Genomic DNA, 14430 nt, shown 5'->3' on the forward strand with positions numbered 1-14430 from the left:
TGTTCGCCACATTGCATCGGGATAGCGACATGGGCGAACAGACACTGGCGGAACAACAGCTGGCCAAGGGCCGGCAACTGCAGCAGCAAGGCAAGCTGATCGAAGCGATCAACGCTTACCAGGCTGCTTACAAGCAAGATCCGGCCCTGGCCGAAGCGCAGCATTTCCAGGGCCTGGCGATGCTGGAACTGGGCCAGGGCGCCTTCGGCCTGGGCCTGTTGAAACTGTCGCTCAGGCAGCAGCCGGAGAACCCTCTGTTCCACTACAACCTCGGCAACGTGCTGCGCGGCACGGACAGCGAGGCGGCGCTGGCCAGCTACGCCATGGCGGCGCGGCTGGCGCCGCACGAACACGATTTCGCCATCAGCCATGCCGAATTGCTGATGGGGAAACAGCGGCTGATGGAGACCATCGCGGAACTGGAACGGGCCCACGCCCTGCGCCCCCAGCGCTGGCAAACCCTGCAAGGCCTGGCCGAGCTGTATTACCGCACGGGACAGCAGGAACTGGCCTTGGCCCGCTATGCGCAAGCCCTGGCGCTGCATCCGGCGCTGGCGCAAACGTGCTGCATTGGCTTTGCCAGTCCGCAAGCGGAACAGGCAGAAACATTGACGCCGCTCAATGTCGCAGATGACATACACGATTTTTTCCGTGAAACCGACCTGCACATCCTCGACGATTTCCTGCCCGATCCGGCCGCCTGGCGCGCCCAGGCGCTCAATTTACCGTTCGAGCAGCAGCGCTATGCGGGACAGAATTATCCGGGCAGCCAGACGGCGGGCCAGCCCAGCCAAGCCATCATGGAGCGCATCGCCACGGCGCTGGGCCGCCCCATCCGTTTCATCTCGCCCGACAATGGCTCGTATCGCCTCAGCTATGCGGACGCGATGGCGCGCACGGATATCCACGTGGACAACGAGACGGGCAACAATTTCAATTTCTATGCGGGCGTGCTGTATCTGAACCCGCCCGAACAGTGCCAGGGCGGCACCACGTTCTGGCGCCACCAGCCCAGCGGCTGGTACCGGCGACTGCCCGAGGCGGACGTCAAGGCGGGCGGCTACGCCAGCTTCAAGGATTTCCAGAAACGCTGGCTGCCGAACAGTAAAGTACAGAAATTCAACGACTTACAGGAACAGCGCGACAGTTGGCAAGCCCTGCTGGAAGTGCCGATGCGCCACAACCGGTTGATCGTCTACAAGGGCCACTACTTTCACTCGATCAGCAATGTGTTTGGCGACACGCCGGAAAATGGACGATTGGTGCAGCTGTTTTTCTTTGAGGTGCCGGATTAGGCGTAACGGGCAATTGTCGGATTACGCCCTGCGGGCTAATCCGACCTACCAGTCACCGGACCATGCGTAGGTCGGATTAGCGGAACGCGTAATCCGACACAACCACCGCCTCGGGTCAATACATGTCGGCGGCCGTCGCCCGTACCGCTTTCAACAGCATATCCGCCCCCGGAGACAGCAAATGATCCTGCTGGCGGATGATGCCGAAGGCATCCATCTTGCACGGCAGTTCGATGGGCAGAATGCTCAGCACGTTCAGCGACTCATAGTAATGGGCGACTTCCGTCGGCATCACGTGCAGCGAGTCCGTCTGCTGCAGCAATGACGTGATCAGCAGCAAGGCCGTCGTGTCGACCACGTCGACGGGCGGCTCCAGGCTGGCGCGGCGGAACATCATGTCGAAACGGTGGCGCAGGATGCTGCCTTGCGGCGGCAATATCCACGGCTGGGCCGCCAGGTCCTTCAATTGCAGATTCTTGCGCGACAGCAGCGGATGGCCATTGCGCGCCACGGCGCTGGCCGGCTCTTCCGTCAATTCTTCATAGATGAGGCCGGCGCTGCTTTCCTTTTCCAGGATGCGCCCGATCATGAAATCCAGGGTACCGTGCTGCAGCATGTCCATCAGGGTATTGCTGTGCTCCAGGTGCACGCCGATGCGCATCAGCGGCGCCTGCTGCTTGATGCGGGCAATCGCGCGCGGCAGCAAGGCCATGGCCGGCGTCATGATGACGCCCACTTCCACCTGGCCCGTCAGGCCTGATTTCAGGGCGACGATGTCGTCATGCGCCAAGGATAGACTCGTCAGGGCCATGCGCGCGTGGCGTATCATCGTTTCGCCGTAGATGGTCGGCTCCATGCCGCGCGGCAAGCGGTCGAACAGGCGCACGTCCAGCATCTCTTCCAGGTCCTTGATTTGCTTGGACGCGGCCGGCTGCGTCATGTGCAATTCTTCCGCCGCGCGATGGATGTTGCGCTGCTCGTCAAGGGCGATCAACAGCAGCAATTGCCGCGTCTTCAGGCGGGCTCGCAAGAACCAGTTGGGGTTGAGGGTATCCATGAATAAATCATATCATGATCGATATCAATTTCTCACTGAGATCGATCTTATTGATATCGGTCTGTCTCCTTTTTGTGCGTGGTCAACGAGCGGTCACGATGCCTTGCAGGCGGCGCTCGGGTTGGAGGCCGGACCAGCCGTTTGCTGAATGAATTCGATCGTGCCGTCCGGCTTGTATTTCAGCTCTTCCACGGCCACGGAACGCCGGTATTCTCCGCCGCCGGGCAACTTGTCGTTGTGATAGAAGATGTAGGACTTGCCGTTGAACTCGATGATGGCCTGGTGGATGGTTTTCACGACGGCATTCTTGTCCATGATGGCGCCGCGGAAATGCCATGGGCCTGTGGGCGTGGGCCCCGTCGAATATGCCGTTTCTTCCGGGAAGTTGCGCGAGTACGACAGGTAATACGTGCCCGCATGCTTGTGCATATAGGCCGCTTCCGTAAACGCATCCATGCCGAAGGTCAAAATCGGGCCATCGAGCTCCGTCATGTTGGCTTTGAGCTTGGCGTATTTCAAGACCGTGTTGCCCCAATAAATGTAGGCCTGGCCATCCGTATCGATGAAGACGGCCGGGTCGATGTCGTCCCACGGGATCGCCGTCTGTTTCGTCATGTCGTTCGTGACCAGGGCGCTGCCGCGCGCGTCGACGAAGGGGCCGGTGGGGCTGTCGGACACGGCCACGCCGATGGCCTTGCCGGGGATGGTTTTATGGTCGACGGTCGAGTAAAAATAATACTTGCTGCCGCGCTTGACGATGTCGCCCGCCCACGCATCCTTGCCGGCCCAGGCAAAAGTGGAAAAGCGCACGGGCGAGCCGTGGTCGGTCCAATTGGCCATGTCGCACGAGGAATACACGCGCCACTCGTGCATCCGGTAATCCGTATCCGTGGCGCTCGCTTCATCGTGGCCCACGTACAAATATACCCGGCCATTGTCGACCAGCGCGGCCGGATCGCCCGTGTAGATATTTTTCACGATGGGGTTGGCCGCCTGCGCGCCGCATGCCGCACAGGCGAGCACCGCCGCCATGCCAATGGCGGCACGTGTGTGTTGCTTGAACATCAGATTAACTCCCGTTGGTATTTTTCTGGCCCATGGCCATCAGTCTTTGCACGACGCAGAAGACGAACAGCAGTCCGCCGATGACGATCTTGGTCCACCACGAGCTGAGCGTGCCGTCGAAGGCGATCAGGGTCTGGATGGTCCCCAGCACCAGCACGCCGGACAGGGCGCCCGCTACATAGCCGTAGCCGCCGCTGAGCAGGGTGCCGCCGATGACGACGGCGGCAATCGCGTCCAGTTCCGTGCCTTGCGCATGCAAGCCATAGCCGGACAGCATGTAGAACGAAAACAGCACGCCGCCGAGCGAAGCGCAAAAGCCGCTGAAGGCATAAATGAAGACCTTGGTGCGGCCCACGGGCAAGCCCATCATCAGGGCCGACTGCTCATTGCCGCCGATCGCATACACGGCGCGGCCGAACGGCGTGGCGTGCGCCAGCCAGATGGCCAGCAGCAGGGTCAGCACGGCGATGACGACGCCGGGCGACACAAAACCGCCGAGGAATCCCAGCTGGGTCTGCGACATGGCGACGAACAGCGGATCGTCGATGGTGATGGAATTGATGCTGATCAAATAGCACAATCCGCGCGCCAAAAACATGCCGGCCAGGGTGACGATGAAGGGCTGCAACTTGAAATAATGGATCAACGCGCCCATGCCGGCGCCAAACACGGTGCCCAGCGCCAGCACGGTGACGATCACCAGGAGCGGCGGCCAGTGCGCCACGTTCAGCAGCCAGGCGGCGATCATGGTCGACAGGGCCAACACGGAACCGACGGACAGGTCGATGCCGCCGGAAACGATGACGAAGGTCATGCCGACGGCGATCACCAGCAAAAAGGCGTTATCGATCAACAGGTTAAAGATCACTTGCGTCGACAGCAAGCCCGGATAGGCGGCGCCGCCCAGGCCCAGCATCACCACCAGCAGCAAGACCGTGACGAGCGAGGTGAAATACGGGGTGTGCAGCAAGCCCTTCATGCTTTTCTCCGATGCAGCAATTGCTTGAATTCCGACGATTGCGACAGGCAGACGAGGAAGACGACGACCGACTTGACGACCATGTTCACTTCGGGCGGCACGCCGAGCGAATAGATCGTGTACGTCAGGGTCTGGATGATGAGCGCGCCTATCATGCTGCCGACCAAGCTGAACTTGCCGCCGGCCAGGGACGTGCCGCCCAGGGTGACGGCCAGGATGGCGTCGAGTTCCAGCATCAGGCCCGCATTGTTCGCGTCCGCGCTCTTGATGTTCGAGCTGATCATCAAGCCCGACAAGCCCGCGCAGGCGGCGCAAAACACGTAGACAAAGAAAATCAATGTCGCCGTCCGAATGCCGGCCAGACGCGCGGCGACGGGGTTGATGCCGACGGCCTGGATGAACAGGCCCAGGGCGGTTTTGCGCATCAGCAGGGCCGTGATGATAAACACGGCCGCGACGAGGAACAGGGAAAAGGGCAAGCCGAACAGGTAGCCGCTGCCGATGAAAAAGAACGGCTGATAGTAGACGGTGACGATCTGGCCATCGGTCAGCAATTGCGCCAGGCCACGCCCCGCCACCATCAGGATCAGGGTGGCGACGATGGGCTGCAAGCCCAGGCCCGCCACCAGCACGCCATTCCAGGCGCCGCACAGCAGGGCCGCGCCCAGCGCCGCCGCCAAGGCCCAGCCCATGGGGATGTTGCTGACGTAAGTGGGCACGCCGTTGTCCATCACCATGGTGCCGCCGATCAGCATGGCGGCCACGGTGCCGGACAGGGCCACGACGGCGCCCACGGAAATGTCGATGCCGCGCGTGGCAATCACCAGGGTCATGCCCAGGGCCGCCAGCATCAAGGGCGCCGCGCGGTTGACGATATCGATCACGCTGCCGTACAAATGGCCATCGCGGATTTCCAGGTGGAAAAAGCCGGGGATGGCAAAGAAATCGACCAGCAGCAGCAAGCACAGCGCGGCCAGGGGCCGGCTCAGGGGGTGGTGTAAAACGGTATGCACAATGGAAGAATCCGTGGTGGCAGCCGCCCGCGCCGCAGGGGCGGCGGGCGACGGTGTGGTCATGCTCATGCTGTCTCTCCGGCAATCACCTGCAGCACGGAACTGTCATCGAGCTCGCCGCGCGCATAGTCGCCGCAAGCCTTGCGGTCGCGCATGACGACGATGCGGTCGCTGCAGCGCAGCACTTCCGGCAATTCGGACGAGATGAACAGAATCGCCATGCCCTTGCGGCACAGCTTGCTGACATAACTCATGATTTCCTGCTTGGCGCGCACGTCGATGCCGCGCGTCGGTTCGTCGAGAATCAGCATGGCGGGCGACGTCACCAGCCAGCGCGCCAACAAGGCCTTTTGTTGATTGCCGCCCGACAGGCTGCCGATCGGCGTTTCGATGCTGGCCGTCTTGATGCCGAGCGCCTTCACGTATTCGTCGGCCAGCGCCTGCTGGCGCTTGAACGGAATGGCGCGCAGCAAGCCCGTGCGGGCTTGCAAGGCCAAAATGATGTTTTCGCGCACGGACAGCGACAAAATTGCCCCCTCGTGCTTGCGGTCTTCCGAGCAAAAACCGATATCGCGGGCAATCGCGTCGCGCGGCACATTGAAGTGGCGCGGCTGGCCCTGCATGGTGATCGTGCCCGAGTCGGCCTTGTCGGCGCCGAACAGCAAGCGCGCCAGTTCCGTACGGCCAGAACCGAGCAAGCCGGCCAGGCCCAGCAATTCACCCTGGCGGATGTGGAAATCCATGGGCAGCAAGGCGCCCTTGCGGCCCAGTCCTGTTGCTTCCAGCACAGTCGGGCCGAAGCTGGCGGCGCCCGCTTCTTGCGCCAGATCCAGTTCTTGCGCCTGCGTATCGGCCGCCACGCCGATCATCTTGTTCACCAGCGCCAGGCGCGACAGTTCGCTGCACGCGTATTCGCCTTCGCGCTCGCCATTGCGCATGACCGTGATGCGGTCGGAAATGGCGTAGGTCTGGTCGAGGAAGTGCGTCACGAACAGGATCGCCATGCCCTGCTCGCGCAGGCGGCGCAGCACGGAAAACAGCAGATGGACCTCCGCCTCGTCCAGGCTGGACGTGGGTTCGTCGAGGATCAGCACGCGGGCAGAAATGTTCAGCGCGCGCGAAATAGCCACCATTTGCTGGATGGCCAGCGGAAAGCTGGACAATTGCGCGGTGACATCGATATCGATCTGCAATTGCTGCAGCAAGGCACGCGCCTGCTGCTGCATGGAACGCCAGTCGATGGCCCCGAAGCGGCGCGGGTAGCGGCCGATAAAGATGTTTTCCGCCACCGACAGGTTCGGACACAGATTGACTTCCTGGTACACGGTGCTGATGCCGAGCGCCTGCGCGTCCGAGGTGGAGGCGGGGGCGATGGGCTTGCCTTCAAACAGAATCTGGCCGCTGTCGGGCGTGTAGACGCCCGTCAGCACCTTGATCAGGGTCGACTTTCCTGCGCCGTTCTGCCCCATCAAGGTGTGCACTTCGCCCGGATACAGGCGCAGGGCAACGTCGCTGAGGGCTTTGACGCCAGGAAAGGACTTGCTGATGCCGCGCAACTCCAGCAAGGGAGCTGGCGCGGCGTTGTGTTGCGCTTGCGTATTCATCATGCGGCAAGCTTAGTACTTACGGTTCGGGAATTCCTTGGCGGCCACCTCGGCAGGGAACACGCCTTCCACCGTTGTGATGCGCGCCGGCACGGGCTTGCCGGCCACCACGTCGCGGGCGATGGACATCAGTTGCGGGCCCAGCAGCGGGCTGCATTCGACGGTGACGTTCAGCTTGCCGGCGATCATGGCCTCGAACGCGCCTTTGACGCCATCGATCGAGATGATGATGATGTCCTTGCCCGGCTTCATGCCCGCTTCTTCGATTGCCTGGATGGCGCCGATGGCCATGTCGTCATTGTGCGCGTACAGCACGTTGATCTTCTTGCCTTCCGCCTTGAGGAACGCTTCCATCACTTCCTTGCCCTTGGCGCGCGTAAAGTCGCCCGTTTGCGAACGGATGATCTTCATCTTGGGATTCTTGCCGATGACTTCCTGGAAGCCTTCCTTGCGGTCGATGGCCGGCGCGGAACCGACCGTGCCCTGCAGTTCGACGATGTTCAGTTGCGCGTCCGGGGTTTTCTTGGCGTGCTCGAGCAGCCATTGACCGGCGCGGCGGCCCTCTTCCACGAAATCGGAACCGATGAAGGTCACGTACAGCGATTTGTCGGCCACGTTGACGGCGCGGTCCGTCAGGATGACGGGAATCTTGGCGGCCTTGGCTTCGCGCAGCACCGTATCCCAGCCCGATTCCACGACCGGGGAGAAGGCGATCACGTCGACCTTTTGCGCGATGAACGAGCGCAGGGCCTTGACCTGGTTTTCCTGTTTTTGCTGCGCATCGGCAAATTTCAGAGTGACGCCATCTTTCTTGGCCGCCTCCTTGATGGAGACGGTATTGGCGGTGCGCCACTCGCTCTCGGCGCCTACCTGCGAAAAGCCCATGACGAGGGGCTTGGCGGCAAACGCGGACGAGGTAGCGAAGGTGGTGGCGGAAGCGGCCAGCAGCATGGCGCTGGCGAGGAGTGTACGGCGTGTCAATTTCATTCTTGTCTCCAGTTTTTTTTTGGAATACCATCACAGCCGGATGCCGGATGGGCGGTTTTTTATGAACCCATGGTAGGAGAAAGCAACATAGCCATCCAATCAATTCTTTTTCGCTTGCGATACCGATTTACGTATCACCTGCCGCCCATCACCTGGTCCGCTTACCGTTTGGCGGCCGGCAATTCGCGGCTCTGGTAGCGGTTCAAGTCGCGCGGATCCACCTGCGGCCAGCCGTCCTTGTCCCACGTCATGGGCAATATCTTGAGCTTCTGCAAATAGTTGTCCGCCGTTTCGTAGGCGTGCAGCACCAGGTAATCCTTGCCGTCAAAAGTGTAGGCGCTGTTGTGGCCCAGGCCCCGCCAATCCTTGTCGCCTTTCAAGACTACCGTGCCGCCCCCCTGCGCCATGTCGCGGCCATCCTTGTCCAGATACGGCCCCGTCACGCTCTTGGCACGGCCCACGGCCAGGTGATACGTGCTTTTTTCCTTCTGGCAGCACAAGCCCCAGGAGACGAACAGGAAGTATTCATTGCCGCGCTGGAAGATGAACGGCGCCTCGATTTCCTCGGGCGCGGGCTTGAATTCGCCCGCCCGTGGCGGCAGCGGCGCGCGGCGCGCCAGCGAATGCCACTCTTGCGGTTCCGCAATGGTTTTCCAGTCCGCGTTGAGTTTCACCAGCTTGATGCCGTTCCAGAACGAGCCGAAGGCCATCCACGGCGTGCCTTTGGCATCGGTGACGATGTTCGAGTCGATGGCATTCCACTCGTCGCGCTCGGGCACCGATTGCAGCAGCATGCCCTGGTCGACCCAGCGGTAATCGGGCGAGCGGGGATTCAGGGTGGTGTTGACGGTTACGCCGATGCCGGAGGTGTTCTTGCCGAAGCCGGACACCGAGTAGTACAGGTAATATTTGCCGTCATGGAACTGGACGTCGGGCGCCCAGATATGGTCGTCAAACGACGGTGCGGCCGTCTTGGCCCAGGTCGGCTGGCCCGCGAACACGCGCCCTTCCGGCTGCCAGTCGCGCATATTCTTCGAGCTGTAGAAGGTGATGCCGGGACCCGTGCTGTACAAATAATACGTGTCGCCTTCCTTGGCCATCACGGGGTCGTGCACGCTGACCTGGGCCGCCTGGACGGGGCTGAACGCAAGCATGGCCGCCAAGGCCATCATTGTCGAAAATTGCATCGTGTTCTCCACATGGCCAGCCGGCCCGTCATGCGGGCCGGCTGGATACCTCAAAATCGGCAGGTTTACTCGACCGCCACCACCACCACCGCCTTGGCGGGCACCGACACGGTCAGCTTGCCGCCCTGCGCCTGGGCATTGAACGCCACCGGCTGCACGGCTTGCGGTTGCGCAAAGCTGTTGACGGCATCCATCTTGCCTGCGGTCAGCACGCGGCCCGTGACCTTGGCCGCCGGCTTGCCGGCCAGCGCCACGCTCACGTCGACGGCCTTGTGCGGATTCGTGTTGACCAGCGACAGATACACCTTGCCATCCCTGGCGCGCGCGGCCGAGGCGCTCACTTCAGGAATGCTGACCTTGCCCAGGCTGTACTTGCCGTTGCCTTGAATAGCGACCGGCAGCGAGGTGGCGTCCTGGAACGGCACGTACATTTCAAACGCGTGATACGTAGGCGTAAGGAAATATTTATCCTTGTCCGTGATGATCATGGCCTGCAGCACGTTGACCATTTGCGCGATATTCGTCATGCGCACCCTGTCCGCGTGGGCATGGAAGATATTGAAGTTCAGGGCGGCGACCAGCGCATCGCGCAAGCTGTTTTGCTGGAACAGGAAACCCGTGTTGGTGCCCGGCTCCACGTCGTACCAGGTGCCCCATTCATCGACGTACAGGCCCGTCTTTTTCGACGGGTCGTTCTTGTCGATGGCGGCGAGATTGTTCTTGATCAAGCTATCGATGCGCAGGGTGCGGCTCAGGGTGGAAATCCACTCGTTTTCGCCAAAGCCCGTGGCGGCGCCCTTCTTTTCCCACACACCGGTCGGCACCGTGTAGTAGTGGAAACTGATGGCATCCATCATGTTCGGCTTGATCTCGCGGCTCAGGGTGCTGGACCAGCTGGTGTCGTCGTCATTGCCGCCGCTGGCGATGAATTTCGGGCGCGCGCTTTCCGGCGTCTTCATGAAGGTGTGATAGTGCTTGTACAGGTCGGCGTAGTACTGCGGGCGCATGTTGCCGCCGCAACCCCACGCTTCATTGCCGATGCCAAAGTAATCGACCTTGTACGGCTGGGCGCGGCCATTCTTGCGGCGCAACTCGGCCAGGGTCGATTTGCTGTCCGAGGTCATGTATTCGAGCCATTCGGACATTTCCTGCGGCGTGCCGGAACCGAGGTTGCCGTTGATATAGGTCTGCGCGCCCAGCAACTCGGCCAGGTCGAAGAATTCATGCGTGCCGACGGCGTTCGACTCTTCCACGCCGCCCCAGTTGGTGTTGACCTTGGTCGGGCGCTGGGCGCGCGCGCCGATGCCATCCTTCCAGTGGTATTCATCGGCAAAACAGCCGCCCGGCCAGCGCACCAGCGGCACGTGCAACTGTTTCAGCGCACCCAGCACGTCATTGCGCCAGCCCTTGGTGTTCGGAATGCTGGACTCCGGCCCCACCCACATGCCTTCGTAGATGCCGGTGCCCAGGTGTTCGGCGAACTGGCCATACACGTTCTTGTTGATCACGGGACCAGGCCTGGCCACGTCGATGGTGACGCTGACGGGCGCGGCAAAAGCGCTGCCGACGGCCATGGCCAGGCTGAGGGCTACGATGCTGGTATGGATGAATTTCATGCTGTCTCCTGTTTTTTAGTGAAAAGCAAGGGCCGGGATCAAGCCGGCATTGGATGTGGCGATGCCTCTCCGGCTACGGAGTGGGAGGCATACACGAATGGGGTAAGGCGGGAAGGCCCGCGGCCGACAAAACGTCCAGGGCTAGGCGCCTTGCCGAAGACAGTACGACAGTACGGCTAGGCAAGGCAACAACGCCCTGGACGTTTTGTCAGACCCAGCCGGCATCGACGATGAATTCCTGGGAGGAGCACATCGCGCCGTCGTCCGACGCAAGGAACAGCACCATGGCGGCGATGTCCTGCGGCATCAGTTTATTGGGCAGGCACTGGCTTTTCTTGATTTCCACTTCCGCCGCGTCGTCGACCCACAGCTCGATCTGGCGCTGCGTCATGACCCAGCCGGGCGTGACCGTGTTGACGCGGATATTGTGAGCGCCGTAATCGCGCGCCAGGCCCCGCGTGAGGCCCACGACGGCCGCCTTGGTGGTGGCATACACAGGGTAGCCGCCCGACTTCATGTGCCAGGAAATCGAGCTGACGTTGATGATGGAGCCGCCGCCCTTGCGCTTCATGCCCTCGAAGACGGCCTGGCAGGTGAAGAACATGGGACGTTGATTGATCGCAATGCGCTCGTTCCAGTATTCCAGGGTGACGTCCTGCGCCTGGTGGCGCTGGTCGTTGGCCGCGTTGTTGACGAGAATATCGAAGTCGCCCAGCTTCTGCGCCAGTTCCGCCATGACGACTTGCAAGGATGGAATATCCGTGATGTCGCAATAGCGGAACAGGGGCGCCGTCATGCCCGCTTCAGCCAGGCGGCGGCACAGGGCCTCGCTCGCTTCCACGGCGATGTCGACAAACGCCACCAGCGCGCCCTGGGCGGCAAACTCCGCCACCAGGGATTCGCCGATGCCGCTGCCGCCGCCCGTGATGAACACGCGCTTGCCCTGCAAGCTGCCATATTTCGCCAATTGCTTCATCTTGTCTCCACCTGTTTATTTTTATGTACACGTGCACCACAGCGTACCGCATTCGATATGCGGCTCGCCGTGTTGTTATTCCTTGCCCAACACGCCGTCCTTGCGGCGCCAGATACTGAGCGGATTATCATCGCGCAGCGACTCCGGCAGCAAGTCCTGCGGCAGGTTCTGGTAGGACACGGGGCGCAGGAAGCGGTTGATGGCCGCCGTGCCCACGGAGGTGCTGCGGCCGTCCGACGTGGCCGGGAACGGGCCGCCGTGCACCATCGCCGTCGACACTTCCACGCCCGTCGGGAAACCGTTGGACAGGATGCGGCCCACGCGGCGTTCCAGCACGGGCAGCAAACGGCGCGCGTCTTCCAGATCGCCCGCATCCATCTGCAAGGTGGCCGTCAGCTGGCCTTCCAGGCTTTCCGTGATCGCCAGCATTTGCTCCATGTCGCGGCACGCCACCAGCAGGGAGGCGGGACCGAACACTTCGTCGCGCAGATCGTGCCTGGCCAGGAAGGCCTCGCCCGAGGTCACGAACAGGGCGGCGGCGCCCTTGCCTTCGTCGCCCGTGTTTTGCACCAGCGGCGTCACGTCCGCGTGCTGCGCCAGCGCGGCCACGCCCTTGGCATAGCTGCTGGCGATGCCAGCCGTCAGCATGGTGGCGGCAGGGGCCGGCGCCAGCGCTTCGGCGGCGGCGGCGGCAAACGCCGTAAAGTCCGGACCTTCCAGGCCCAGCACGAGGCCGGGATTGGTGCAGAACTGGCCCACGCCCATCGTCAGCGACGCGGCAAAACCGCTGGCAATCGCCGCGCCACGGGCGGCCAGGGCTTGCGGCAGCACAAACACGGGGTTGATGCTGCTCATTTCCGCATAGACGGGGATCGGCTGCGGACGTTCCGCCGCCACCTTCATCAGGGCGATGCCGCCCGAACGCGAACCCGTGAAACCGACAGCCTGGATGGCCGGATGGGCGACCAAGGCCTGGCCGATACCGTTGCCCGTGCCCGTCAGCAAGGCGAACACGCCTGCCGGCAGCTTGCAGATGGCAATCGCTTTCACAATCGCGCGCGCCACCAGCTCGGATGTGCCCGGATGGGCCGAATGGGCTTTCAGGACGACGGGGCAGCCGGCAGCCAGGGCCGAGGCCGTATCGCCGCCGGCCACGGAGAAGGCCAGCGGGAAGTTACTGGCCGCAAACACGGCGACGGGGCCCAGGCCGATCATGCGCAAGCGCAAGTCAGGACGGGGCGGCACGCGGTCCGGCAGCGGGCTGTCGATACGCGCATCGGTCCACGAGCCTTCGCGCAGCAAGCCGGCGAACAGTTTTAATTGACCGACGGTGCGGCCGCGTTCGCCTTCCAGGCGCGCGCGAGGCAAGCCGCTTTCCGTCATGGCGCGCACGATCAAGTCATCGCCCAGTTCGCCGATTTGCGCGGCGATGGTGTCGAGGAAGTCGGCGCGCTGCGCATCGCTGGTGGCGCGGAACGGGTCGAACGCGGCTTGCGCCAGACGGCAGGCTTCGTCGATTTGCGCTACGTCAACCATGTGGAAGGCGGGCGCGATGTGTGCGCGCGCGGCCGGGTCCCACGCTTCGAAGGAGCCGCCATTGCCCTTGACGGCGACGCCGCCGATCAATGCATCACCGGTGATATTGAAACTCATAATGTGCTCACTTTCGCAAATTCGGTTGGGAAGACGTCGAGGCGGTTGCGCAAGGCAGGGCCAAAGGCCGGCGCTTCGATTTCAAAGGTTTCGCCCGGCGCCACGCTCACGCCATCGGCAAAGCTCAGGGTGGCCGTGCCGAAGAAGTGCACGTGCACGTCGCCAGGGCGCTTGAACAGCGGATACTTGAAGTGATGGTGCTCGAGGTTGGCGATCGTGTGCGACATATTGTCTTCGCCGCTGACGAACGCTTTTTCCCAGCGCACATTGCCGGCCGTATCGAGCACGCGCGAGGTGCCGGCTATATGCGCGGGCAATTCGCCCACCAGCAGGGCCGGGCCCACGCTGCAGACGCGCAGCTTCGAGTGGGCCAGGTACAGATAGTTCTGGCGTTCCGTCACGTGGTCCGAGAATTCATTGCCGATGGCGTAGCCGACCCGGTAGGGCTGGCCGTCATCGCCGATCACGTACAGGCCGGCGATTTCCGGCTCTTCGCCGCCATCGAGGGCAAAGTCCGGCATGCGCAGGGGCTGGCCGCCAGCGCGCACGATGGAGCCGTCGCCCTTGTAGAACCACTCGGGCTGGGCGCCGGCCGTGCCGTCGGCCGGCTTGCCGCCTTCCACGCCCAGGCGGAACATTTTCATCGAGTCGCTCAGCGATTCGGCGTCGCCGCCGATCTTCTTGTGCATGGCGTCGCGCGCGCCGGCGCTGCCCAAATGGGTCAGGCCCGTGCCCGTCACGTAGCAGTGCGCCTCGTCCGCATGGTCGAGCGGCGCCAGCAGGCGGCCGCTGGCGGCCACGTCCGCATACGCATGCGTGGCGTTGCCGACGCTGGCGTTCACGAGTTCCGCCAGGTTGACCTTTTTGCGGATGGCGTCTTGCGCCAGCGCATAGGTCGTGTTGTAGCCTTCGATGACGCGGATGACGTCATCTTGCAGCAGGCCGACGAGGCGGCCGCCATGTTCATTCGTAAATTGCAGCAACAGCATGGGATTCTC

The 14430-nt window shown here is 62.5% G+C and carries 12 protein-coding genes; 1 reads left to right on the top strand and 11 read right to left on the bottom strand.

The window, feature by feature from the left end; translation table 11 throughout:
* Positions 1–29 precede the first annotated feature (29 nt).
* Positions 30–1295, top strand: a complete 1266-nt coding sequence (locus tag OX462_RS27100; RefSeq protein WP_409027430.1) for a DUF6445 family protein — start codon at positions 30–32, stop codon at positions 1293–1295.
* Between the two features lie 115 nt (positions 1296–1410).
* Here OX462_RS27100 and OX462_RS27105 read toward each other — a convergent pair whose 3' ends face one another.
* The 11 genes from OX462_RS27105 to araD1 form a co-directional block, all read right to left on the bottom strand.
* The gene (locus OX462_RS27105) at positions 1411–2352 is read right to left on the bottom strand and encodes a LysR family transcriptional regulator (RefSeq protein ID WP_070219038.1); all 942 of its coding nucleotides are present in this window, start codon (positions 2350–2352) and stop codon (positions 1411–1413) included.
* Positions 2353–2445: 93 nt separating this feature from the next.
* Positions 2446–3417: a glycoside hydrolase family 43 protein gene (locus OX462_RS27110; RefSeq protein ID WP_409027431.1), complete on the bottom strand. Its 972-nt coding sequence runs from the start codon at positions 3415–3417 to the stop codon at positions 2446–2448.
* A gap of 4 nt (positions 3418–3421) precedes the next feature.
* Complete coding sequence (yjfF, locus tag OX462_RS27115) at positions 3422–4396, bottom strand: galactofuranose ABC transporter, permease protein YjfF (RefSeq protein WP_070289435.1); 975 nt, start codon at positions 4394–4396, stop codon at positions 3422–3424.
* On the bottom strand, positions 4393–5478 hold the full coding sequence (locus OX462_RS27120; RefSeq protein ID WP_409027432.1) for an ABC transporter permease: 1086 nt from the start codon (positions 5476–5478) through the stop codon (positions 4393–4395). Before OX462_RS27120 ends, yjfF begins: the two co-directional genes overlap by 4 nt.
* Positions 5475–7016, bottom strand: a complete 1542-nt coding sequence (locus OX462_RS27125) for a sugar ABC transporter ATP-binding protein (RefSeq protein WP_409027433.1) — start codon at positions 7014–7016, stop codon at positions 5475–5477. Before OX462_RS27125 ends, OX462_RS27120 begins: the two co-directional genes overlap by 4 nt.
* Positions 7017–7025: 9 nt before the next feature.
* Positions 7026–8000 (bottom strand): ABC transporter substrate-binding protein, encoded by a 975-nt coding sequence (locus tag OX462_RS27130; RefSeq protein WP_409027434.1) that lies wholly within the window; start codon positions 7998–8000, stop codon positions 7026–7028.
* 161 nt (positions 8001–8161) lie between these two features.
* Complete coding sequence (locus OX462_RS27135) at positions 8162–9187, bottom strand: arabinan endo-1,5-alpha-L-arabinosidase (RefSeq protein ID WP_409027435.1); 1026 nt, start codon at positions 9185–9187, stop codon at positions 8162–8164.
* A 65-nt stretch (positions 9188–9252) separates the two neighbouring features.
* Positions 9253–10803, bottom strand: coding sequence for an alpha-N-arabinofuranosidase (locus OX462_RS27140; RefSeq protein WP_070219032.1), 1551 nt, complete (start codon positions 10801–10803; stop codon positions 9253–9255).
* A 208-nt stretch (positions 10804–11011) separates the two neighbouring features.
* A complete protein-coding gene (locus OX462_RS27145; protein ID WP_070219031.1) occupies positions 11012–11779 on the bottom strand; it encodes an SDR family NAD(P)-dependent oxidoreductase in 768 nt (255 codons plus the stop codon).
* Between the two features lie 75 nt (positions 11780–11854).
* Positions 11855–13432 carry an aldehyde dehydrogenase (NADP(+)) gene (locus OX462_RS27150; RefSeq protein ID WP_070219030.1) on the bottom strand — a complete coding sequence of 526 codons (1578 nt, stop codon included), beginning with the start codon at positions 13430–13432 and terminating at the stop codon, positions 11855–11857.
* Positions 13429–14421, bottom strand: a complete 993-nt coding sequence (araD1, locus tag OX462_RS27155) for an AraD1 family protein (protein WP_409027436.1) — start codon at positions 14419–14421, stop codon at positions 13429–13431. The genes OX462_RS27150 and araD1 overlap by 4 nt, the downstream gene beginning before the upstream one ends.
* Between the last annotated feature and the right edge of the window lie 9 nt (positions 14422–14430).

The organism is Janthinobacterium aestuarii, assembly GCF_046113285.1.
In the GTDB taxonomy this organism is placed as follows: Bacteria; Pseudomonadota; Gammaproteobacteria; order Burkholderiales; family Burkholderiaceae_D; genus Janthinobacterium.